21 protein-coding genes are annotated in these 21,382 nt (G+C 70.8%); 10 read left to right on the forward strand and 11 right to left on the reverse strand.

Going from position 1 to position 21,382, the window contains the following annotated elements:
* Positions 1–5: 5 nt before the first annotated feature.
* The 5 genes from ACPXBU_RS15705 to ACPXBU_RS15725 form a co-directional block, all read right to left on the reverse strand.
* A complete protein-coding gene (locus tag ACPXBU_RS15705) occupies positions 6–1,160 on the reverse strand; it encodes a Gfo/Idh/MocA family protein (RefSeq protein WP_425758571.1) in 1,155 nt (384 codons plus the stop codon).
* Positions 1,130–1,840 (reverse strand): ThuA domain-containing protein, encoded by a 711-nt coding sequence (locus ACPXBU_RS15710; RefSeq protein ID WP_425758572.1) that lies wholly within the window; start codon positions 1,838–1,840, stop codon positions 1,130–1,132. The genes ACPXBU_RS15705 and ACPXBU_RS15710 overlap by 31 nt, the downstream gene beginning before the upstream one ends.
* 168 nt (positions 1,841–2,008) lie before the next feature.
* The gene (locus ACPXBU_RS15715; protein WP_393361611.1) at positions 2,009–3,502 is read right to left on the reverse strand and encodes an RICIN domain-containing protein; all 1,494 of its coding nucleotides are present in this window, start codon (positions 3,500–3,502) and stop codon (positions 2,009–2,011) included.
* A 52-nt stretch (positions 3,503–3,554) separates the two neighbouring features.
* Positions 3,555–4,994, reverse strand: a complete 1,440-nt coding sequence (locus tag ACPXBU_RS15720; RefSeq protein WP_425758573.1) for a glycoside hydrolase family 43 protein — start codon at positions 4,992–4,994, stop codon at positions 3,555–3,557.
* Between the two features lie 36 nt (positions 4,995–5,030).
* Positions 5,031–6,446 carry a family 43 glycosylhydrolase gene (locus ACPXBU_RS15725; RefSeq protein WP_425758574.1) on the reverse strand — a complete coding sequence of 472 codons (1,416 nt, stop codon included), beginning with the start codon at positions 6,444–6,446 and terminating at the stop codon, positions 5,031–5,033.
* 259 nt (positions 6,447–6,705) lie between these two features.
* Here ACPXBU_RS15725 and ACPXBU_RS15730 point away from each other — a divergent pair, with 259 nt between their 5' ends.
* On the forward strand, positions 6,706–7,206 hold the full coding sequence (locus ACPXBU_RS15730; protein WP_425758575.1) for a hypothetical protein: 501 nt from the start codon (positions 6,706–6,708) through the stop codon (positions 7,204–7,206).
* A 335-nt stretch (positions 7,207–7,541) separates the two neighbouring features.
* Here the strand turns inward: ACPXBU_RS15730 and ACPXBU_RS15735 are convergent, their stop codons facing one another.
* On the reverse strand, positions 7,542–8,576 hold the full coding sequence (locus tag ACPXBU_RS15735) for a phosphotransferase (RefSeq protein WP_425758576.1): 1,035 nt from the start codon (positions 8,574–8,576) through the stop codon (positions 7,542–7,544).
* A gap of 158 nt (positions 8,577–8,734) precedes the next feature.
* Between ACPXBU_RS15735 and ACPXBU_RS15740 the strand changes: the two genes are divergently transcribed.
* The gene (locus ACPXBU_RS15740) at positions 8,735–9,130 is read left to right on the forward strand and encodes a DUF3224 domain-containing protein (protein WP_425758577.1); all 396 of its coding nucleotides are present in this window, start codon (positions 8,735–8,737) and stop codon (positions 9,128–9,130) included.
* Between the two features lie 118 nt (positions 9,131–9,248).
* The gene (locus ACPXBU_RS15745) at positions 9,249–10,082 is read left to right on the forward strand and encodes a hypothetical protein (RefSeq protein ID WP_425758578.1); all 834 of its coding nucleotides are present in this window, start codon (positions 9,249–9,251) and stop codon (positions 10,080–10,082) included.
* Between the two features lie 476 nt (positions 10,083–10,558).
* Here ACPXBU_RS15745 and ACPXBU_RS15750 read toward each other — a convergent pair whose 3' ends face one another.
* Entirely contained in the window at positions 10,559–11,434 is an 876-nt protein-coding gene (locus ACPXBU_RS15750) for an endonuclease/exonuclease/phosphatase family protein (protein WP_425758579.1), read from the reverse strand.
* A gap of 179 nt (positions 11,435–11,613) precedes the next feature.
* Here ACPXBU_RS15750 and ACPXBU_RS15755 point away from each other — a divergent pair, with 179 nt between their 5' ends.
* Positions 11,614–12,144, forward strand: a complete 531-nt coding sequence (locus ACPXBU_RS15755; RefSeq protein WP_425758580.1) for a GNAT family N-acetyltransferase — start codon at positions 11,614–11,616, stop codon at positions 12,142–12,144.
* Positions 12,145–12,298: 154 nt separating this feature from the next.
* Here ACPXBU_RS15755 and ACPXBU_RS15760 read toward each other — a convergent pair whose 3' ends face one another.
* From ACPXBU_RS15760 to ACPXBU_RS15770, 3 genes are all read right to left on the reverse strand, one after another.
* A complete protein-coding gene (locus ACPXBU_RS15760; protein ID WP_425758581.1) occupies positions 12,299–13,201 on the reverse strand; it encodes a CPBP family glutamic-type intramembrane protease in 903 nt (300 codons plus the stop codon).
* A gap of 131 nt (positions 13,202–13,332) precedes the next feature.
* Positions 13,333–14,349, reverse strand: a complete 1,017-nt coding sequence (locus ACPXBU_RS15765; RefSeq protein ID WP_393361643.1) for a sensor histidine kinase — start codon at positions 14,347–14,349, stop codon at positions 13,333–13,335.
* Complete coding sequence (locus ACPXBU_RS15770; RefSeq protein ID WP_393364423.1) at positions 14,342–15,037, reverse strand: response regulator transcription factor; 696 nt, start codon at positions 15,035–15,037, stop codon at positions 14,342–14,344. The genes ACPXBU_RS15765 and ACPXBU_RS15770 overlap by 8 nt, the downstream gene beginning before the upstream one ends.
* 161 nt (positions 15,038–15,198) lie before the next feature.
* Between ACPXBU_RS15770 and ACPXBU_RS15775 the strand changes: the two genes are divergently transcribed.
* Entirely contained in the window at positions 15,199–16,278 is a 1,080-nt protein-coding gene (locus ACPXBU_RS15775; protein WP_425758582.1) for an NAD-dependent epimerase/dehydratase family protein, read from the forward strand.
* Here the strand turns inward: ACPXBU_RS15775 and ACPXBU_RS15780 are convergent.
* A complete protein-coding gene (locus tag ACPXBU_RS15780) occupies positions 16,250–17,605 on the reverse strand; it encodes a hypothetical protein (RefSeq protein ID WP_425758583.1) in 1,356 nt (451 codons plus the stop codon). The two genes, ACPXBU_RS15775 and ACPXBU_RS15780, sit on opposite strands and share 29 nt — an antisense overlap.
* Before the next feature lie 147 nt (positions 17,606–17,752).
* On the opposite strand from ACPXBU_RS15780, the gene ACPXBU_RS15785 reads away from it, so the two are divergent.
* From ACPXBU_RS15785 to ACPXBU_RS15805, 5 genes are read left to right on the forward strand one after another with little or no spacing between them, the layout of a single operon-like run.
* A complete protein-coding gene (locus tag ACPXBU_RS15785) occupies positions 17,753–18,430 on the forward strand; it encodes a glycosyltransferase family 2 protein (RefSeq protein ID WP_425758584.1) in 678 nt (225 codons plus the stop codon).
* Positions 18,427–19,107, forward strand: coding sequence for a TIGR04282 family arsenosugar biosynthesis glycosyltransferase (locus ACPXBU_RS15790; protein WP_425758585.1), 681 nt, complete (start codon positions 18,427–18,429; stop codon positions 19,105–19,107). The genes ACPXBU_RS15785 and ACPXBU_RS15790 overlap by 4 nt, the downstream gene beginning before the upstream one ends.
* Positions 19,104–19,817, forward strand: coding sequence for a methyltransferase domain-containing protein (locus ACPXBU_RS15795; RefSeq protein WP_425758586.1), 714 nt, complete (start codon positions 19,104–19,106; stop codon positions 19,815–19,817). The genes ACPXBU_RS15790 and ACPXBU_RS15795 overlap by 4 nt, the downstream gene beginning before the upstream one ends.
* Positions 19,814–20,962 (forward strand): molybdopterin-dependent oxidoreductase, encoded by a 1,149-nt coding sequence (locus tag ACPXBU_RS15800; RefSeq protein ID WP_425758587.1) that lies wholly within the window; start codon positions 19,814–19,816, stop codon positions 20,960–20,962. The genes ACPXBU_RS15795 and ACPXBU_RS15800 overlap by 4 nt, the downstream gene beginning before the upstream one ends.
* Entirely contained in the window at positions 20,959–21,372 is a 414-nt protein-coding gene (locus ACPXBU_RS15805; RefSeq protein WP_425758588.1) for a hypothetical protein, read from the forward strand. Before ACPXBU_RS15800 ends, ACPXBU_RS15805 begins: the two co-directional genes overlap by 4 nt.
* Positions 21,373–21,382: the final 10 nt, after the last annotated feature.

Genomic DNA, 21,382 nt, shown 5'->3' on the forward strand with positions numbered 1-21,382 from the left:
CAACACTATTTGTCGGTCGAGCCGGCCACCTGATGGCGGGTACTCAGGTGTCCTGAGTAGTGAGCACGCCACTCCTCGGCCGGCGTGAGCGGAACGGGTACGGGCCGCCGCACCACGGTCGTCAGCTCGATCCGCTGGCCCTCGGCCGCCGACCGGAGCAGGGCGGTCATCGTCTCCAACACGTGCAGCGCGACGTCGCCGCCCGCCCGCGCCGGACGGTGCCCGTCGGCGGTGACCATGTCGATCAGGCCGATGCCCCGGGACGCCTCGGCGTAGCCGGCCTGCGGTGGGAGAGCGCGCCAGTCGGTGTCGCCGAGCGCGAGGACGCGGACCTCTCCGTCGAAGTAGTTCGGGTCGGGCACGGCGAGTGTGCCGGTCTCCCCTCGTACCTCGATCGGCGCGGCGGTCGTCGCGACCCCGTCGAAGCTCGTGGTGATCGTGGACAGGGCGCCGTTCGCGTGTTCGAGCACGCCCGTCACGTGGGTGTCCACCTCCACCGGGATCCGCTGGCCGGTACGCGGACCCGAGCCGATGACGCGCTCGGGGCGCAGACGGCTGGCGGCGCCGACCACCGCGCGGACCGGTCCGAGCAGGTGGATGAGCGCCGAGACGTAGTACGGCCCCATGTCCAGCAACGGGCCGCCGCCCGGGGCGTAGTAGAAGTCGGGGTGGGGATGCCAGCGCTCGTGCCCCGCGGTGACCATGACCGCCGACGCGGACATCGGGCGTCCGATGAGCCCGCCGTCGATCGCCGCCCGCGCCGTCTGCGTGCCCGTGCCCAGGACGGTGTCCGGCGCACACCCGACGCGTACGCCGGTCGTCGCGGCCCGGTCGATGACCGTGCGGCCGTCCGGGAACGTCACGGCGAGCGGCTTCTCGACGTAGACGTTCTTGCCGGCGTCGACCGCGCCCAGCGAGATGTCGGCGTGCGCCGCGGGGATCGTGAGGTTGAGCACCGTCTGCACGTCCGGGCTGGCGAGCAGGCGTTCGACGCTCATCGCCTCGGCACCGGGCATCGTGGCGGCGACCGCCGCCGACCGGGACGCGTCGAGGTCGGCGAGTGCGGCGATCCGCACCGCGGGATGGTTGGCGAGGGTGTCCAGGTAGGCGCGGGAGATGACCCCGAGACCTACGACGCCGACGCGGTGCGGGTCGCCCACACCATCCCCCTCTCGATGACGGTACGCACGCTCGCGTGCTCCAACACGTCCACGCTGTGCCCCGGGGTCGTCACGACGACGCGTCCGGCACCCCAGCGCCGGGTCCAGATCGCCGGTGAGGTGACCGGCCGGTGCCACGGGTGCCACGCCTGCGTGGGGTGGGTGGTGACGGCCAGGACGTCGATCAGGTCGTCGTGCAGCACCCAGTACTGTTCGGTGACCAGGTCGAAGTCCTCGACACCGGCGGTGATCGGGTGCTCCCGGCCGAGGTCGGTGACGCGCACCGTGTGCGGCAGGAAGTTGTCCTCCGGGCCACCGTGACGCTCGCACGGCTCCTTGCCCGGATGGGTCGCGAACTGGCCGCCCACCAGGTGCAGGTATTCCGAGGACGCGCGGAACGAGTCCACAATGCCGCCGTGCCACCCGGTGAAACCCGTACCGGCGCTGACCGCCGCGCTCAGGCCCGCCGCCTCGGCCGAGGTGATCTGCGCCATCGTCATACACTGCACGACGAGGTCGGTGGCGGCCATCTCGGCGGCATCGGCGTAGATCTCCGTCGACTCCTCGACCCGTACGGCATAGCCGCTCCGGTCGAGGAAGGGGATGAACAACTCGGTCGCCTCGACCGGCTGGTGCCCCTCCCACCCGCCCCGAACCACAAGTGCTCTCCGCTGCGCCACCCTCGCTCCCTCCGACGGTCCGTCGATACCCATGCATGTCGGGCACCGAAACCGTACTCGTGATTGCCGTCAAAGCCGACCTTGGCCAGCTTCCGGATCACACAGTGAAGGCGGCCCGTACGCCTCGGTGTCGAGGCGTACGGGCCGTACCGTCGATGTGTTGCTACCTCAGACGGCCGTACGCGACCACTGCTGGTTGGTGCCGGTGTTGCAGGTGTACTGCTTGAGGACCACGCCGTCCGCGGTCGACGCGGCGGGTACGTCCACGCACTTGTTGCTGTGTCGGGCCCGGAGCTGGAAGTAGTTGCCGTTGGTGACCATCTGGAACTGCTGGTTGGTGCCGCTGCCGCAGGTGTACTGGACGAGTTCGGCACCGTCGGCGGTCGACGCGCTCACCACGTCGAGGCACTTGCCGCTGTTGCGGCTGACGATGCGCCAGTAGCCGCTGCCGGCGTCCTGGAACTGCCACTGCTGCCAGGCGTTGCCGCCGTAGGTGTACTGGGCGACGCGCGCGCCGTTGTCGGCGTTCGGTGACTGGACGTTCATGGCCTTGCCGCTGTGCCGCACGTCGAGCCGGTAGAACGTTCCCGTCGACGGCGGAGGCGTCGTCGGGTCGCCGCCGCCGATGGTGTCGCCCCACGCGTACCGGATCCGGTCCGCACCGGAGGCGTTGCGGACGGTCAGGTTGAGGTCGGTGCCGCTGCCGGTGAGAGCGAACATCGAGTACCAGTCGTAGCCGATGGTGCCGGTCTTGCCGCCGAGGGCGGGCCAGTAGGTGCCGCCCATCTGGTTGTCGCGCATGACCTGGGCCATGGCCCGGATGTAGCGCACGAAGTTGTCGGTGCTGCCCGCGTCGGCGTAGTTGCGACCGTCGTTCATGGGGCCACCGAACTCGGTGGCGACGGCGCGGGAGGCGCAGTTGCCGAGGCGTTCCCGGATGTGGCTGCGGAAGCCGTCGTAGGTCATCGCGCCGTAGAAGAAGGTGTAGTAGTGGAAGGACAGCAGCGTCGAGTTGAAGCGGCTGTCGTTGCAGATGTCGCGCAGGTCCTGGCTGAAGCCGGTGCCACCGATCAGCACCCGGCCGGGCACCGCCGAGGTGTGGTAGCTGAGCCAGTTCGCGGCGACGTTGCGCCACTCGGTCGAGCTGTAACCGTGCGGCTCGTTCATCGGCTCGAAGTAGACGTTCGTGTTCGAGCCGTACGTGTTGGTCACCGTGGACCACATCGTGTTCCACGCGGCGAGATTCGTGATCCTGCCGCCGGAGGCGGCGGCGTCCTCCCAGTACGCGAGGATGACCTTGAAGCCGCGGGCGGTGGCGGCGTCGATGGCGCCTCGGTAGGCCTCCCACCAGGCAGTACCCACCGTGTGGGTGTTGATGGGCAGCCGGACGGTGTTGATGCCCATGGTGGACGCCATGTCGTCGTAGATGGCGTTGGCCTTGGCCCGCACCGTCGCGTTGCTGTCGGACATGCTCAGGCCCTGCACGACGAGCGGGCTGGTCTTGAAGTTGTCACCCAACATGGCCCAGTTCATGCCTCGGAACTGGCTGGTGGCGGCGACGGCGGGCGACGACGCGACGACGACCACGCCGCCGACCATCGCCGTCACGGCGGCCACCAGGGCGATCAACGTCCGGCGCAACGACCGGCTGATCCGTTCCATGCGTTGTCCAATCACTAGATCGTGCCTCTGCGGGCTCGACATCTTGGGGGGGTTAGCTGGTCACGCGGAAGGTCGCGTCGGCACGGCTCTGCGCGTCGGGGATCTGGTCGAGCCGGAGCAGGTAGGCGTAGTGCCGGATGTACCGGTCCGGGTGGCTGTAGGACTGGAACGACGTCCAGGACGAGTCGGCCAGACCCGCGACCCGCCGGAAGGTGGCGTCGGCGGCGAAGGTGGCGGTGCCGTCGTTGGCTTCCAGTCGGAAGTCGAACCCGTAGTGGCGCAGGTAGTAGCCCGGGTAGTTGACCGACTGGATGGAGACCGTGCCGGAGCCGGCCAGGCCGGGCACGATCCGCCACTGACCGTCCTGGGCGGGGCTGACGTTCGGGTCGATGCGGACGTCGTAGTCGTAGTGCCGTACGTACCGGTCCTGGAAGTTGTACGACTGGATCCGGTTGACGGCGGTGACGGGCCAGCGGGCGAGCACCCGGTCCTGTTCGGCGGCGGTCAGGTTGAGGATCGTTCCGTGCCGCTTCCTGGTGCCACCCATGGCGTACGAGCCGGACGCCGGCAGCCGGTAACTGCTCGCACTGGACGGGTTGGTGGTCAGCACCGGCAGGTAGCCGCGGCCGCTGGAGTACTGATCGAGGTAGAGGACCCACTCGTTGCGGTTGTTGTACTTCATCCACATCGGGCCCTCGACCTGGGCGCCGGTCAGCCCGATGCCGGACAGGTTCCCGAGGCTCGTCCAGGTGCCGAGGATGGAGTTGCTGCCCTCGATGGCGATCTGGCCGTCTCGGGAGGCCCGGACGTACCGGTAGGCGCCGACGCCGGTGGGCACCTCGACGATCTGGGTGTCGATGATCTCCTGGCTGCCGGGTCGGTTGATGTAGACCTGCGGCGTGGTGATGCTGCGGAAGTTCGTGGTGCGCGCGGAGTAGATGCGGTGCTTGGTCGCCCCGTTGAACGGGACGTTCGTCGCCCAGTAGAGGACGTAGTCGCCGGTCTCCGGGTTCCAGATCGCCTCCGGCGCCCAGGCGTTGCGTCCGTCCGGAATCGCGCCGGCGACGTTCAGCAACCAGGGCGCGGACCAGTTGACCAGGTCGGTGGACTCCCAGACGACGAGGTTGCGGCTGCCGTTGTTGATCGCGGCCGACCAGTCCTGGCCGCAGCCGATGCACAGGTCGGTCGCGATGATCCAGTACCGGTCGCCGGCCGGAGAGCGGACCAGGGCGGGGTCGCGGACGCCGCGGGTGCCGACCGTGGAACGCAGGACCAGCCCACCGTTGTTGAGGTCCGTCCAGCGCAGGCCGTCGGTGCTGTGGGCGAGGTAGATCTGTTGGGCGGTGGACGACTCGCCGGTGAAGTGCGCCATCAGGTAGCCGACTGTCGGGTCGAGCGCGGACGCCTGCTTCGGTGTCGCCGCCGACCAGGTGGTGAACAGCAGGCACGCGGCCACCGCGACCGCGCCGAGCCGCGCGAGGACTCTCGACATGTGTCTTTCTCCTTCGCGGAGGGGCATCCGGGTCAGCTAGAGCGTCGGTACGACGGGACGGATGGTGCCGTCGGCGTTGAACTCCATCCGGTCGATGGCGGTCTCCCGGTTGGTGCCGTTGCCGGCCGGCACGGCGAACCGGTGGTAGGCGATGTACCAGGTGTCGCTGCCGGGCGCCCGGACCACCGAGTGGTGGCCGGTGCCCCGGATGCCGACGTCGAGTCGCTTCTGCAACACGACGCCGCGCCGGGTCCACGGCCCGAGAGGCGACGGGCCGGTGGCGTACGCGACCCGGTAGTCCTCACTGCGCGTGTCGTTCTCCGACCACATGAAGTAGTACTGGCCGTTGCGCTTGAACACGAACGGCGCCTCGTTGTAGCCCGACGGCGTGCTGACCCGCACCTGTGCGGCATCGAAGGAGGTCATGTCGCTGTTCAGCCGCACGGCCCGGGCGACGCCCTGCCCCCAGTACAGGTAGGACTGCCCGTCGTCGTCGGTGAACACCATCGGGTCGATCGCCTGCCCACCGGAGAACTGGTCGCTGCGGACAAGCGGCCGGCCCAGCGCGTCCCGGAACGGCCCGGTGGGGCTGTCGGCCACGGCGACCCCGAGGTGCTTGGCGGTGTTGCCGCTGGCCGCGCCACCGCTGAAGTACAGGTAGTAGCGGCCGTTGGCGCTGGCCACCGCCGGCGCCCAGGCCGAGTTGTCCGCCCAGGACACGTCCGGGCCGTGGTCGAGGATCACCCCGTGGTCGGTCCAGTTGACCAGGTCGGTGGAGGAGAACGCCTTGTAGTAGGTGCCGGTCCAGCTCGCGTAGCCGTCGGTGGTCGGGTAGAGGTAGTAGCGGCCGTTGAAGACGGCGAGGTGCGGGTCGGCGAAGAGGCCCGGGAGCACCGGGCCCCTGGTGGTCTTGGGCGCCCACGGCGCGACGAGGCGGAAGGAGCTGTCCGCCCGGAACGCGGCCGTGTCCTGGTAGGCGTCGAGCCAGAGCGTGAAGTCGCGGTGCCGGATCCGCCGGTTCGGATAGTTGTACGAGGCCAGTGCCACCGATCCGGCGACCGAGCCGTCCGCCGCGCAGAAGGTGGCGTCGGCTCGGAACCCCGCGTCACCAGCGTTGGGGTCGATCCGCAGCCGGTAGTCGCGGTGCCGCAGGAACATGCCGTTCTTGGTCTGGAACGAGTAGCAGGCGGGTGAGGCCAGACCGTTGACCACTGTGAAGGTGGCATCGAGCTTGACCTGGTTGGCGCTGCCGGAGGTCACCGGATCGAGTTGCCCGAGGTAGTCGACGTGCCGCACGTACCGTCCGGTCTGGTTGACGGCCTCCAGCGAGACGGCGCCGGTCGGCAGCGTGGCGGCCTGCGCCGGCCCGTCGGCGACCACCACGAGAGCGGCGGCGGCCACGGCGGAGAGGGCCAGGATCCGGATGCGGACGTAGCCGTTGGCCAGGGTCACGACTCCTCCTCCGGGCAGGCCGTCGATGTTAGCGTTAACAAGATCAAATCGTGCGTGGCTCGGGGTCTTCATGGTTTTGCTCGACGGGCAACCTGCCGCACGGGACAACTCTGGTGCGCCACGCCGTACAGGCACAATGTGTTCTGCTCGTTAAGTTCGCGTTGCGGACCAGTGTTAGCGATCGCATCAACGGGTGTCAAGGATCGACCAATCTCGCTTACCTTGATCGCGCCGCCCTTGCCGGCGCTATCGTTCTGGCATGGTGCTCACGTCATCCGGTGCCGTCGGCGCCGCCTTCCTCGCCGACGAGCCGGCCGACGGCGTCGACCTCAGCCTGTTCGGACAGTTCACGGGCTCCTGGGCACTGGACTGCACCGAGTACGACCCCGACGGGTCCTCGACCGTTCGACGAGGCGAGTGGCACTTCGGGTACGCGTTGGGCGGCCGGGCCACCACAGATGTCTGGATCCTGCCCGGCGTCGAACACGGCGTCAGCGTGCGATTCCCCGACCCCGCAGCCGGTGCGGGAGTCTGGCGCTCGACGTGGGTGGGACCCGGACGGCGTCGGGCACACACCTTCCTGGCCTCTCGCGTCGGCGAGCAGATCGTGCTGGACGGCGGCGACCTCCGCTGGACCTTCTCGGACATCGAGGCCGACGAGTTCCGCTGGTGCAACGAGGCACGACAGCCCGACGGCACGTGGCGACTCGATCAGACGTTCCGGGTGTGGCGGCGCCACGACAGCCGGCCGGAAGGCTAGACCCAACGCCACGACCGTTAGACGGAATGACCGTTCGTCACCGGCACCGCCCGTCCCCGTCCCCGTCCCCGCGCCCGCGCCCGCGCCCGCGCCCGCGCCCGCGCCCGCGATCTTGCACTTTCTGTCCCGTCATAAGGGTCATCTGCCCCCGTTTCGACCACAGAAACCGCAAGATCGGCGCGATCCCCGGAGCGCGGTGAGTTTTCGCTTCTTGATCTGTTGCCAGCCTTGCCGGCCGATATCCAAGGTGTTCCATTGAGAGGGCAGTCAGATCCGGCATCCGGTGTCCGCTCCGGCTGAACCTGGCCAGCGTTCAGAGCGGTAACCAGCTGGGGTCAGCGGGTCTTCTCAAACCAGGCGGCGACCAACTCCAGCGGGCGGCGGCGACCGGTGAACATGGTGACCGTGTTACGGAGATCGTAGGTCTGGCGGGTATCCGTGGGCGTGGTGGTGAGGTGGTTGAGCATGAAGGGGGCCAACCAGAAGTACTTCGCGGCGCCGGTGAGTTGGATGGCGCGGCGGACGGTAGCGGCGTCCACCGCGCCAGCGAGGCCGCGAAGGTAGCCGGTGGTGACCAGTTCGACGACCTCGTCGATCAGGGCCAGGTCGACCAGTCCGTCGAAGAACGTGTCGAGGATGAGGTTGGCGGCGTCCTCGCCGAGTGGACCTGGGCCGACGAAGCTCCAGTCCAGCAGCACCGGCCCCGAGTCGTCGACGATCAGGTTCGTCGGCCAGACGTCGTGGTGGCAGAGGGTGCGGGGCAGCTCATCCGTGGCACGCAGCACGTCGTACCGGCGTAGCCACAGCTCTCGTAGGCTGGTCCGGAGGTCGTCCGGCCAGGCGGAGGCCGCGGTGGGATGGTCCCAGGGGATCGGTTCGGTGACGGGGCGGGTCGTGGTGTAGTCGCGCAGCCAGTCGCGGGACAACCATGGCTCGGTGGGGCGCCGGCCCAGCCAAGACGCGTGCCCAGCGCCGAGCCGCTCGGCGAAGTCGCCAAGCGTCGCGGGCGTTGCCGCGGTGCCGGGCACGCCGTCGACGTGCTCCAGCCACAGCGCGACCGACCCGTCGGGCCGGTCCGTCCACTCCAGCAGGGCCGGAGCGCGGATGCCCGCCGCCGAATAGGCAGTCTCCGCCAGCCCATCGCGGTAGGCCAGGGCTTCTCGCTGCCAGTAGTTCCAGTGGCCCTGGTCGGTGCTCGCCGCCCAGTGCGCGGGCACCCCGCTCCGGCCAGGCGGGGCCGCGATCTTCAAGATCGTATTCCGGCCATCGCGGTTCACCCGCCAGATGCCGCCGGTCGCCCCGTTGAGCGAGTTGTGGGTCAGCAGCTCGGCCTCCGACTGCCGCCCTACGAGATCACCAGGCGGGTTCATCAGCGCATCCTATGTACCGCTCTCATCTGGACGCTGGCCAACCCGCCGAGCGTGGTCACCCTCGGGGTGCAGGGCTTCGGAGAGTCACCGCGCGGAAATGTCAGTGCCGTCTGCAAGGCTGCTGCGCGATAAGTGCCACCAAGATGAGAAGGTGCGAGATGAGCTCGAAGGCTGGCGGAACGTTCGAGGTCACATCATTCGAGCCGGAGGTGCTCGACGAAGGCCCGGGGGCCGCACTTGGCCGGGCGCGGGTCACCAAGACCTTCCAGGGCGGCCTGGCCGGCACCGGTACGGTGACCATGCTGTCGGTGACCGACAACGAGGGCAGCCCCGCTGCCTACGTCGCCGTGGAGCGATTCACGGGCGAACTTGACGGCCGCAAAGGCTCGTTCGTCCTGCAACACAGCGCACCCGGCAGCCACGGTGAGCGACTCGCCATCCGCGTCGTCCCGGGAACGGGCTCCGGTGACCTCGCCGGGATCGCGGGAGAATTCGAGATCATCCAGTCCGACGACGGCGGCCACTCCTACGTCCTGGAGTACACACTGGCCTGACGCGTACCGACCTGCGCGACCAGCGACTCACCCGATCCACCGAGCAGTGGCGGCGAGACTTGCCCAGCACTCGCATCCCCCAGCAACGACAACCACCCAGCAGAGCAAGGATGCTCGCGTGGAATCCAACACCGTGCACTGGGCGTCGCGGCGCTACCTCAAGGCACGATACGAGGATCTGCGGCGTGGGTACCGCCAACTGCCCAACAATGGCCGCCAAGCCGACGGGTACCACTACACCACCGAGGCGAAGCAGATCTTTCCCCGCTACAACGTGGTGGCAGCGATCCTGGTGGAGGTCGAGCGCCTCGATCCGGACCACCTCTCCGGCATCGACGTGCTGACTCACGCGCTCCTCGCCGCCGCCGAGGCCGCGAACTCTCCGTTCACCACGCCCAGGCAGGACGAGGTGGAGGCTGGCGCCATCGCGGACGAGCGTCGGCTGTTCGCCGCAAACGTGCGGCGGTGGGTGGCGCAGCCCGACCTCGACATCGACCCGCTTCCGTACCGACGCGTGCTGACGCCTGAGGAGTCATCAGCCTGGCGCACGTCGCTGCAGCACCGATGGGGTGTGCGAAACGGCTGGTGGCACCCCTTGCTGGGCGGTTCGGTTCCGGACGACGTGCTGGTGCTGACCGGGGAGTCGATGTGGGAGGACGACGGCGTTGACCAGGTCCGCCGGGTGCTGCGGGAACTGGGCCGCCGCCGCGTGGTCGAGGTGAGTGAGTACGGCGCCGACTACCTGCTGGACGTCGGGATCTTCGCACCGAGGTACGCCGGGGCCGAAGCTCTCTGGAGCGACGAGCGGCACGACTGGATCGCCTACGCGTCCCACGAAGGGACCGTGGCGTTCGGCGGCGCGCTCTCCGCCGGTCTCGCGACGAACTGGCCTGACGTCCTCGGTTGGCGATGGTCCGGATGGCACGAATTGGGCCACCTGGAGCGTCCGTGATTCTGGGTCAGGCCGGGAGCACGGCCTGCTCGGCTCCCCCGGTCGTCAATGCTGCGAGCGGACGGCTACGGTGCTGCCGTGGCGGTGTGGGAGCTGTGGCGGCAGGATGACAGCGGCAACCGGGTCCAGATAAGCGCTTTCGCTGATCGGCACCACCACCTGGTACAACGTCGATCCGAATACGTACCTCGAATGCGGGGCGGCCGGAGCGCTGGGCGGCTGGAGCGAGGACGACGGCATACGGAAGCCGCTTCCTGGCAAACACGCGGAGTTGGTGAACGAACGGGAGCCAGGCGATCAGGCCATCGATTTCCTCGGCTGGGACGATCTGGCGGACCTGGCCCGGTGTGGGCAGCAGTACGAGTAGCGAACTGCGTCAGGCGGTGGCCAGTCGGACTGCCGTGACACAGGTGTGGCGTCTGCCCCCGGCGGCACAAACCTCTCCAGAAACTCGTGGCCGGCCGAAGGCGGGCGCGTCAGTTCTGGATGGAGAACGTCGCGACGACACCGTTGTGGTCGGACCTGGTGCCACCGACGACGTCGTAATCGGTCATCCACATCAGCTGGTGTGCGGGCAGCCGCTTCCAGAAGTAGACGTAGTCGATGTGCCGGTTGCCGTGTGTGCCGGTGCCCTTCTCGCCGTAGAGGTTGTAGTTGGAGCGCAGATTCGGTAGCTCGTTGGCCTCGAAGACCTGCCACGGGAACCTCGCGTACCCGTAGCTCCGGTCGGCGCTGAAGTCGACGTTGAGGTCGCCGCTCACGATGACCTGACCCTCGTCCTGCTTGTCCACCGCCAGGTCCTTGAGACCCTGGAACTGCGCCTCGGCGCACCGGGTGCGCGGCAGGTCCTCGGGCCGGCCGGCGTTTTCGATGCTCGCCACCGCGTGGGCGTTGATGTGGGTCACGTTGCGACCACTGGTCCTGTGCCGGTACTTGACCCAGTTGTTGTACCGCGCGGGCGGCACCTCGCCCGGACCGTTTGTGTCACAGACGAAAATCGACCCCTTGTCGAGTACGTCGAACACGCTCTTCCTGGCGATCAACGCTTCGCCGGCCTGGTTGGTCCCGCCCGGGGCGTACAACCACCAGCCGTTGTCCGCGGCCCAGCTCTCCAGGAACGCCTTGCGGGCGCCGACCTCGTTGAGACCGACGAGGTCCGCCCTGGACGCGATCAGGTTCAGGTCGTGCACGAAGTCGGCCTGGCTCAGCCCGTAGTAGATGTTCAGCGTCGCCGCCTTGAAGCCCGTGCTCGCGGCAGTCGCCGGGGCTGCCGGCAGCAGGGCCGCCACCAGCGCGACGGCGCCCGCGAGAGCGCCCAGGGCGCGGGCCTGCCAGTCCGTTGTCCTGCGCATCGACGTCCTTCCGCACGAACCGCCGTCGGTGGCGGCCAACGAACCCTATCGATTCAAGTCGACGCGAGGCCGAACATCCGGTGACGAAGCATGGACAGACCTGGGTCGACCCGTGCGGGCGGGGGTCGGGGCGGATGACGACCGGCCGTGCTCGACCAGGCACGAATTATCATTCCGCCATGGACGACACCACCCGCGGCGTACGAATCAGAGGCGGTGGCCCGCCCGACGCCCCCGCGATGCTGGACATGCTCGACGCCGCGGTGGCCTGGATGAATGATCGCGGGAACACCGAGCAGTGGGGCACCACCCCGTTCTCCGCGAAGCCCGGAGGGGCCGAACTGGTCGACCGGTACCTGACCGAGAACCTCCCGTACATCGCGGAGGTGGACGGGACGCCGGCCGCAGCCCTGGTGTTGGACTCCGGGCCCGATCCGCGGGCACCGATCGCGCCTGCGGACGAACCCGAGCGCTACGTCCGCCTCCTGGTCACCGACCGACGATTCGCCGGCCGGAATCTCGGCTCGGCCCTGCTGGCCCACGCCGTGCAGGAAACCCGACGGGCCGGCGTGCGGTTGCTACGCGTCGACTGCTGGGCGGGCGGCGGTGGCGAGTTGGTGGCGTACTACGAACGCCACGGGTTCACTCCCGCCGAAACCTTCATGGCTGGGTCCTGGCCGGGGCGGGTACTGGCCCAGCGGGTCGGCTGAGCCGCGCCTCTCCGTCAGTTGTGCGACCGCCGAGAACGCGTGGAGGATTCCGACATGGAACCCGAACCGCCGCGCGATCTGACGCAGCGTAAGCAGGACGCGCTCGCCCGCCTCGACCACGACAACGCCGGACGAGGTCTGCAGCGCACCCGGATCAGGAGTCGGGGCGGTATTGGCCCACCGGAGTCGCACGGAGCCACAGCAGGCCCACCACTGCCGCCGTAGCCGACAGGAGAACAAGCTTCAGCCACGGGCCGCCGTTGCCCAGGTGTGGCATCGTCTCGTCGGCGAGGTTCCAGGCCGCGTGCATCAGGATCGCCGCTGGGACACCACCGCGCAGGCGTTCGGTGACGAAGAGCATGAGGTAGGTGAATGGAAGGAGCGCCAGGAAGAACACCGCCCCCTGCTGGGTGAACAAGCCTTCGTCGTGCTGCCCGGTGCCAGGCAGGAAGAACAGCGGCACGTGCCACAGGCCCCACCCGGCTCCCAGCACCAGGGTGGTCGCCATCCGGCTGTAGGACTGCCTCAGGCGTGGCTGTACGTACCCCCGCCAGCCGAACTCCTCCGCCACTGGCCCTGCGAGCAGCGTGTAGGCCAGCGCGATGAGCGGTCCGCCCACACCGGCGACTACCGAACCCGCGTGGTGCGGGATCGCCGACAGGTCGTTCAGGTTCATCAGGACCGCCGCACCCACCGGGGCGACCCCGCCCAGCAGTACCGCCACCACTGACGTGCCAAGCGACCATCGCGTGCGGGGGCCCGGACGCCTTTCCCCGCGGCGCCGCAACCACAGGATCAGCGCCGCCAGGGACGGGCCACTCGCCGCGAGCGCGAACACCAGCAATCCGAGTCCCTCGTCGGGGCTGACACCCAGCACTCCCAGCAGTGCAAACGGGATCCAGGTCAGCAACAGACACACAGCCCAAAACTCCAGCAGCCGGCGGCGGACCAAGCCGCGTTCGGCGGGCAGATGGCGCGTCGGCGCGAATTCGTCCGCCGCCGCGGCCCGGGTGACCGGACGGCGATGCCCGCGCTGCCGTTGGCGCAACTTGGCCATGGTGTGCTCATCTCGTCGTCGCATTGATGACCACGACGCTACGAGGATCCTCGGTCCCTAACGATCCGGCTGGTCGGTGAGCCTCCGGTAGGGTTAACCCGCCTCTCCCACCACCCCGAACGTTCGATTCCTCAGGCGGTGGCCAGTCGGACCATGAACTGGCAGCCCTCCGGGGTGTTGCGCACCTCGACCCGGCCGCCGTGCGCCTCCACCAGGCCGTGGACGATGGCCAGGCCGAGCCCTCCGGACGCCCCACCGTCGCCGGGGCGGGGGGTGCGGGCCGGTTCGCCCCGGAACGCGATGTCGAACAGCCGGGGCAGGTCGGCCGGGGGGATGCCGCCGCAGGTGTCGGCGACCGACAGCCAGGCGTGGTCGTCCTCGCGGCCGGCCTCGATGCGTACGGTGCCGTCCTCCGGGGTGTAGCGGACGGCGTTGAGCAGCAGGTTGGCGACGACCCGGGCCAGCTCCGGTTCGCTCGCGGCCACCGTCGGCCATCCCGACTCGCTGGCGATCAGCTTGATCCGGCGTGCGTCGGCAAGTGGGATGGTGCTGGCCAGCGCGTCCGACACCACCTCGCCGAGCGGCACCGCGGTCAACGACAGCCGCAGCGCTCCCGCGTTGATCCGGGACAGCTCGAACAGGTCGTCGACGAGTCGGGTCATCCGGTCGGTCTCCAGGCGGATCCGGCGGTGGTACTCGTCGACGGTGTACGGATCGCGGACCACCCGGTCCTCCAGCGCCTCCGCCATGGCCCGCAGCCCGGCGAGCGGGGTACGCAGGTCGTGGGAGACCCAGGCGACCAGGTCGCGTCGGCCCTTCTCCAGTTGCCGTTCCCGCTCCCGGGCCTGGTCGCGCCAGACCGCCGCGCGGGCCAGTCGACGGCCGAAGTGCCCGCCGACGGCGAGGCTGACCACCGCCGCCGCGGAGACGGTGATCAGCACCACCTCGAGGTCGTGGGCGGAGAGGAACATCGCCTCCGCGACCGCCAGGACCCCGACGGCGACGGCGACCACGGTGGTGGCGAGCAGCACGCTGACGTGCACGGTGATCGAGCTGCGCCGCAGGGCGCGCAGCAGCAGCGCGCCGGCGAGCCCGATGCCCAGTGCCGCGCCGAGGGCGATCGCGAAGATCAGCAGCAGGTCACGCATCGGCTGGCTCGTACCGGTAGCCGACGCCCCAGACGGTCACGATCCGCTGCGGATCGGCCGGGGTGGTCTCGATCTTCTCGCGCAGTCGGCGGACGTGCACGGTCACCGTCGAGTGGTCCCCGAAGTTCCAGCCCCAGACCTGTTCGAGGAGTTCGGCCCGGCTGAACACCCGGGACGGATGCCGCATGAGGTGGACGAGCAGGTCGAATTCACGCAGCGTCAGCGCCAGGTCGGCACCGGCGAGGCGGGCGGTTCGGGAGGTGGTGTGCACCACCAGGCTGCCGTCGGTGAGCGCCTCCGGCCGCTCGGGTGGCGGCCCGCCGGCGGCGCGACGGAGCACCGAGCGGACCCGGAGCACCAGCTCCCGGGGGGAGAACGGCTTGGTCAGGTAGTCGTCCGCGCCGAGTTGCAGCCCCAGGATGCGGTCGGACTCGTCACCCCGCGCGGTCAGCATGATGATCGGGATGCCGTCCGGCCGGGCCCGCAGCTCCCGGCACACCTGCAGGCCGTTGATCCGGGGCAGCATCAGGTCGAGCACGACCAGGTGTGGTGCCTGGCGAGCCACCGCCGCCAGTGCCTCCGCTCCGTCGCCGGCGTGGCTGACCTGGAAGCCGTCGTGTTCGAGGTAGCGACAGATGACGTCACTGACGGTCTGGTCGTCGTCGACCACCAGCACCCGCTGTGTCACGAACGTCCCCCGTTCCGGCCGGTCGACGTGTCCCCCGGCCTGTCCATCCGCCCAGCGTAGCCAGGTGCCGGGCGCCGACCGCACCGGCGAAACCTAACGAGGTTCTTACGGCAGCGCGGGACGGCCGGTGTGGGCGTACGCGGGGTCCTACGGTGACCGGAATGCGGATACTTGTCACCGGTGCTGCCGGGTTCATCGGCTCCCACGTCGCCGACCTGCTCGGCGAGGACGGGCACGAGGTGGTGGCCGTCGACGCGCTCCTGCCGGAGGCGCACGGCGCGACGCCACCGCCCTGGGCGCAGCGGCACGATCTCGTGGTCGGCGACGTGCGCGACGGCGAGCTGCTGACCCGACTGCTCGCCGGTGTCGACGCGGTCTGCCACCAGGCGGCCATGGTCGGCCACGGCGTCGACCCGGCCGACGCCCCCCGGTACGCCGCGCACAATGACCTCGGCACGGCCACCCTCCTCGCCGCGATGCACGCCACCGGCGTACGCCGCCTCGTGCTGGCCAGTTCGATGGTGGTCTACGGCGAGGGCCGCTACCACTGCCCGGTCCACGGAATCGTCCGGCCGGCCGGCCGTCGCGCCGCCGACCTGGCCGAGGGCCGGTACGAGCCGACCTGCCCCCGCTGCGACCTGACGCTCTCCCCTGATCTCGTGCCCGAGGACGCGCCGCTGGAACCGCAGAGCACGTACGCCGCCACCAAGCTGGCCCAGGAACACCTCGCCGGCGCGTGGGCCCGGCAGACCGGCGGGTCGGTCTGGGCGCTGCGGTACCACAATGTCTACGGGCCGCGGATGCCTCGCGACACCCCGTACGCCGGGGTGGCGTCGATCTTCCGGTCGGCCCTGGCCGCCGGGCAGGCGCCCCGGGTCCTGGAGGACGGCCGGCAGCGGCGCGACTTCGTGCACGTGAACGACATCGCGACGGCCAACCTGCTGGCCCTGACGACACCGGCACCTGAGCCCCTGGTCCCGGTGAACGTCTGCTCGGGTGAACCACACACCGTCGGCGAGTTGGCCCACGAGCTGGCTTCGGCGATGGGCGGGCCGGCGCCGGTCACGGTCGGCGGCGGGCGGGTGGCCGACGTCCGGCACGTCGTGGCCGATCCGGCCCGCGCCACCCGGCTGCTGGGTTTCACCGCCCGGGTCGGGTTCGGCGCTGGCATCGCCGACTTCACCACCGCGGTGATGCGGGAGCCGGCCTCGGTCAGGACACCGTCCACAGTAGGTGGTTGACGGCGAGAGCCGTGACGGCCTGGGCGGCCAGCCACCACCGTCGGTGTCGGGCGGGCAGGTGCGCGGTGGCGACCAGCAGCCAGACGGTGAACGGTAGCCAGATCCGCTCCACCTCGGCCTTGCTGAGCCCGGACAGGTCCGCCGCGAGCACGGCCACCGCCGCCGCGACGGGCAGCCACACGGTGGGTCCGGCGCTGACCATCCGCTGTCGCAGGGCCGTCGGGTGCGGTGCGCGGACCGGCACGGCGGCCACCGCCCGACGCAGCGCCGGCCCGAGCACCGGCCCGGCCGAGAGGAGCAGGGCGGCGAGGTTCGCCCAGATCCAGTAGCCGTACGGGCGTTCCGCCGCCCAGCCCTGGTAGTAACGACGCGCCACCAGGTGGTAGCCGTCCAGCCACCAGAAGCCGGCGAGGCTGAACCCGGCGACGACGACCACGACCGCCGTCGCCGCGACCAGGAGCACGCCGAGTCGGTCCCGCGCCCGCAGCAGCACCACGGTCAACGCGAGAATCCCGACCAGGACGAACCCGTACGACAGGTAGAGCGCGAAGCCGAGCAGCAGCCCACCGAGTACGGCCCCGGGGCGGCCACCCACCACCAACAGCGCCAGCCCGGCGGCGACCACCGCGGCGAAGATCCCGTCCGCGGACGCGCCCACCCAGACCGCCCCCGGGAGGAGAACCAGGAACGGCCACACCGCCCGAGCGGCGTCCTCGGTCCCGAGCGCCCGCACCGTCACCGGCACCGACACGGCGACCGTGGCGCCGAGCACCACACACGCGAGCCCGGCGGCCGCCCCGCCGCCCAGACCGATCCGCTCCAGGACGACGAAGAACAGCAGCGCTCCCGGTGGATGGCCGGCGGCGTGGGTGGACCACGAGTCGGGCTGGAAGTCGATGATCCGATCGGCGAAGCCGGCCACCATGGCGCCGACATCCGTCACCCCGGGTACCTCGTGCAGGTACTCGGCCTGCACGGTGAGCCGCTCGGTCAACCCGGCGGACCAGCCGTCCACCAGGGCCAGTGACAGCGTCCAGAACACCGCGGTGAGGAAGCCGACGACGAGCAGCAGTGGCCACCGCGCGGTGGTCGCCCAGCGCGTGCCCCGCCAGACGAACAGCGCCGCGACGAGGAGCGCGGCGGGAGTGCCGGGGCCCAGATGGGGCTGCCAGGTGGCGTAGAGCGGGGCGGCGTCCGCGTGCAGCCGTACGCCCCGATGGTTGAGCAGTGCGCCCACGGCGACGGCGATGGCGAGCAGGGCCACCTCGACGCCGAGGACGATCAGGTCGGCGGACCGGGGTCGTCCCGGCCGGGTCATCGTGGTCATGGTGACGGCCGACGTTACGACCTCCGACCAGGGATCCGACAGCGCGACGGCGGGACGTCAGGGACTCGTAAGATCCCTTGCCGCGTAAGCGATTCGTAAGGACGAACAGCGGTCCTGACGGCCCGTGGCGGGCCTAGCGTCGCCGGTATGCACACAACGATCGACGTGGTGCTGCCGTGTCTGGACGAGGCGGCCGCACTGCCTGTCGTACTGAGCGGGCTACCGCCCGGCTACCGGGCCATCGTGGTCGACAACGGCTCCACCGACGGGTCACCGGCCGTCGCGGCCGAGTACGGGGCCCGGGTCGTCCACGAGCCGAGACGCGGGTACGGCGCGGCCGTGCACGCCGGCCTGCTGGCGGCGGACGCGGAGCTGGTCTGCGTCCTCGACGCGGACGGCTCGTTCGATCCGGCCGAGTTGCCCAGGCTCGTCGCGGCGGTGCTCGACGGTCGGGCGGATCTCGCCGTCGGGCGGCGTCGGCCGGTCTCGGCGGACGCCTGGCCGTGGCACGCCCGGACGGGAAACGCGCTGGTGGCCGCGCTGCTGCGGCGTCGCGGTGTGCCGGTGTACGACATCAGCCCGATCCGGGTGGCCCGGCACGCGGCGCTCCTCGGACTCGGCGTCGAGGACCGCGCGTTCGGTTACCCCCTGGAGTTGCTGCTCCGGGCGGCCGAGGCGGGTTGGCGGATCGTCGAGCTGGACGTCGCGTACGCGCCGCGGGCCGCCGGCACCAGGTCGAAGGTCTCCGGGTCGGTCCGGGGCACGGTGCGGGCGACCCGGGACTTCGCCGGTGTGTTGCGCGGCGGCGTCGGCGGTGGCCGGTGAACGTGCTGCTCCTGGTCGCGAAGGCACCGGTCGCCGGGCTGGCCAAGACGCGCCTCTGCCCTCCGGCGAGTCCCGCCCAGGCGGCCCACATCGCGGCGGCGGCGCTGTTGGACACCCTCGCGGCGGTACGCGCCACCGCCGCGACAATTCCCGTGCTGGCCCACACCGGTCGGTTCGCCGATGCCGCGTACGCCGACGAGCTGGCCGCCGCGCTGGGGGGCTGGCACCTCGTCGCGCAGCGCGGCGCGACGTTCGCCGACCGTCTCGCGAACGCGCACGCCGACACCGCCGCGGCCTTCCCCGGCCGACCGGTGCTCCAGATCGGCATGGACACCCCGCAGGTCCGGCCGGCCCTGCTCACCACCGCCCTGGACCTGCTCGCCGAGCACGGGGCCGTGTTCGGGCCGGCGCTCGACGGCGGCTGGTGGGCTCTCGGGTTACGCGATCCGGCGTCCGCGAGCGCGTTGCGCGACGTACCGATGTCGACCGACGACACCGGTCGCCGCACCCTCGCCGCGCTCCGGGAGCACGGCGTGCGCCCGGCGATCCTGCCGGCGCAGCGCGATGTCGACGACTGGCCCGGCGCGCTGGCGGTCGCCGCCGACCTGCCCGGCACCCGGTTCGCGGCGGCCGTCGAGTCGGTGGACGGTCACCTGGTGAGCGGACGTCCCAGGTGAGTTCGACGATCAGCCTCGACGGTTTCGCCGTGGTGCTGGGCGGGCTCGACGGGTGGCCCGCCGACCAGGGCTCCCGCGCCACGACTGTCGCCCCGTTGCCCCCGGCCCCACCCGAGCACTGGCTGGTGCACACCGACGGGCGACGCGACCTGTTGCCGGTACGGCGTTGGCACGGCCCACCCGAACCGGCGATCGAAGCCATCGCCGCCCGCTGCGACGGGCCGACGATCGATCTCGGCTGCGGCCCCGGCCGGCTGACCAGGGCACTCGCCCAGCGCGGTCTCGTCGCACTGGGGGTGGACATCTCTGCCGAGGCGGTACGGCTGACCCAGGGCCGGGGTGTGGTCGCCCTGCGACGCGACGTCTTCGACCCCCTTCCCGGCGAGGGGAGGTGGGCCCACGCCCTGCTCGTCGACGGCAACATCGGCATCGGCGGTGACCCGGTCCGGCTGCTGCGCCGCTGCGCCACCCTGCTCGCGGCCGACGGGACGCTCCTGGTCGAGGTGGAACCCCCGGGCGCCGGGCTGTGGCAGGGGCAGGCGTACGTGCTGTCCGGGGCGTCCGGCGACGGGGGACGCCAGGGGCCGGCGTTTCCGTGGGCGCGGGTCGGCGCGGACGTGATGGCCGGTGCCGCCGCCGCTGCCGGCCTACGGGTCGCGAACCGTCTCCGGTTCGGCAGACGCTGGTTCACCGAGTTGGTGCGCCCGTGATCCGCAGGCCCCGCGTGCCCGTCCCCGAGGACTTCACCGCCCCGTCGCACTCGCCGCTTGTCGCCGCCCGGCTCGGCCTCTGGCTCGCGGTGGCGTTCGGGCTGTGTTTCGGCACCGGGCTGCTGAGCCACTACATCCAGCACCCGCCGGGTTGGTTCACCTGGCCGACCCGACCGGTCAGCCTCTACCGGATCACCCAGGGCGTCCACGTGCTCTCCGGTGTCGCGGCGATCCCGTTGCTGCTGGCCAAACTGTGGAGCGTCTACCCCCGGCTGTTCGTCCGCCCGCCCCTGCGCCAGCCGATCCGGTTGTCCGCCCACGCCCTCGAACGGATCTCCGTCCTGGTCCTGGTCTGCGCCGCGTTCTTCGAACTTGTCACCGGCCTGTTCAACGTCGCACAGTCGTACCCGTGGGGGTTCTTCTTCCCGACGGCCCACTACGCGGTCGCCTGGCTGGTGGTGGGCGCGTTGCTGCTGCACGTGGCGGTGCAGCTCCCGGTCGCCCGGGCGGCGCTGGGCACGTCACTGCGACGCAGCGCCGTCGGGCGCGACGATCGGGACGCGGCCGGACGGCGCGCGTTCCTGCGTACCTCGGTCGGAGTCGCCGGCGTCGCCGTGCTGGCCACCGCCGGGGTCACCGTGCCGTGGTTGCGGCGGGTGTCCCCGCTGGCGTGGCGGTCCGCGTCCGGGCCGCAGGGCGTGCCGATCAACCGGACGGCCGCCGCCGCGCACGTCACCGTTGCACCCGACTGGCGGCTGGAGATCGTCTGGCCGGGCGGCCGGTACACCCTGACGCTTGCCGACCTGGCGGCCCTGCCGCAACGCACGGCGGAGCTGCCGATCGCCTGCGTCGAGGGTTGGAGCGCCTCCGCCCACTGGACCGGCGTGCCCGTCGTCGACCTGTTGCGCCACGCCGGCGCGCCCACCGGCCGACCGGTTCACGTCACCTCGCTGGAGACCGACGGCCTGTACGCGGCGAGCACCCTCCCCGCGGCCCACGCCCGCGACCCGCTGACCCTGCTGGCACTGCGGATCAACGGCGAGGAGCTGTCGCCGGACCACGGGTATCCCTGCCGCCTCATCGCGCCGAGCCGGCCGGGCGTCCTGCAGACCAAGTGGGTGGCCCGGTTGGAGGTGGTGCGGTGAGGGCCGTCCGACTGCTCCTGCTCGTGCTCGGCGTCGCCGCGGCGGCGTACGGCGGTTGGCTGCTCCTTCCCCAGTTCGGCACCGCTCTGCCGTGGCTTCTCGGCGGTCCGGTGCTGCACGACGTCCTTGTCGCACCGCTTGTCGGACTGGTCGGGCTGGGGCTGGGCCGACTGGTGACGGACCGGTTCCGCCTGGCCTGGATCGGCGCGGGCCTGCTGGCCAGCGCCACGCTGCTGCTGCTCGCGGTGCCACTGCTGTGGCGACCGCTCTCGGCGCCGCCGAACCCCGGCCTACCGGACCGCGACTACCCGCTGGGGCTCGCGGCCGGTCTGGCCGTCGTCTGGGCCGTCGTCGTGATCGTGCTTGTCGTCGCCACCCTCGTCGGCCGGCGCGGCACGAACCGTTCCTGAGTCGACCCCA

Source organism: Micromonospora sp. DT231 (assembly GCF_049847025.1).
Lineage (GTDB): Bacteria > Actinomycetota > Actinomycetes > Mycobacteriales > Micromonosporaceae > Micromonospora.

Coding starts and splice junctions, on each gene's coding strand:
- ACPXBU_RS15780 (WP_425758583.1), bottom strand. CDS start 17,605: ATGACCACGATGACCCGGCCGGGACGACCCCGGTCCGCCGACCTGATC.
- ACPXBU_RS15720 (WP_425758573.1), bottom strand. CDS start 4,994: ATGTCGAGAGTCCTCGCGCGGCTCGGCGCGGTCGCGGTGGCCGCGTGC.
- ACPXBU_RS15765 (WP_393361643.1), bottom strand. CDS start 14,349: ATGCGTGACCTGCTGCTGATCTTCGCGATCGCCCTCGGCGCGGCACTG.
- ACPXBU_RS15735 (WP_425758576.1), bottom strand. CDS start 8,576: ATGAACCCGCCTGGTGATCTCGTAGGGCGGCAGTCGGAGGCCGAGCTG.
- ACPXBU_RS15775 (WP_425758582.1), top strand. CDS start 15,199: ATGCGGATACTTGTCACCGGTGCTGCCGGGTTCATCGGCTCCCACGTC.
- ACPXBU_RS15755 (WP_425758580.1), top strand. CDS start 11,614: ATGGACGACACCACCCGCGGCGTACGAATCAGAGGCGGTGGCCCGCCC.
- ACPXBU_RS15750 (WP_425758579.1), bottom strand. CDS start 11,434: ATGCGCAGGACAACGGACTGGCAGGCCCGCGCCCTGGGCGCTCTCGCG.
- ACPXBU_RS15730 (WP_425758575.1), top strand. CDS start 6,706: ATGGTGCTCACGTCATCCGGTGCCGTCGGCGCCGCCTTCCTCGCCGAC.
- ACPXBU_RS15760 (WP_425758581.1), bottom strand. CDS start 13,201: ATGGCCAAGTTGCGCCAACGGCAGCGCGGGCATCGCCGTCCGGTCACC.
- ACPXBU_RS15715 (WP_393361611.1), bottom strand. CDS start 3,502: ATGGAACGGATCAGCCGGTCGTTGCGCCGGACGTTGATCGCCCTGGTG.
- ACPXBU_RS15740 (WP_425758577.1), top strand. CDS start 8,735: ATGAGCTCGAAGGCTGGCGGAACGTTCGAGGTCACATCATTCGAGCCG.
- ACPXBU_RS15785 (WP_425758584.1), top strand. CDS start 17,753: ATGCACACAACGATCGACGTGGTGCTGCCGTGTCTGGACGAGGCGGCC.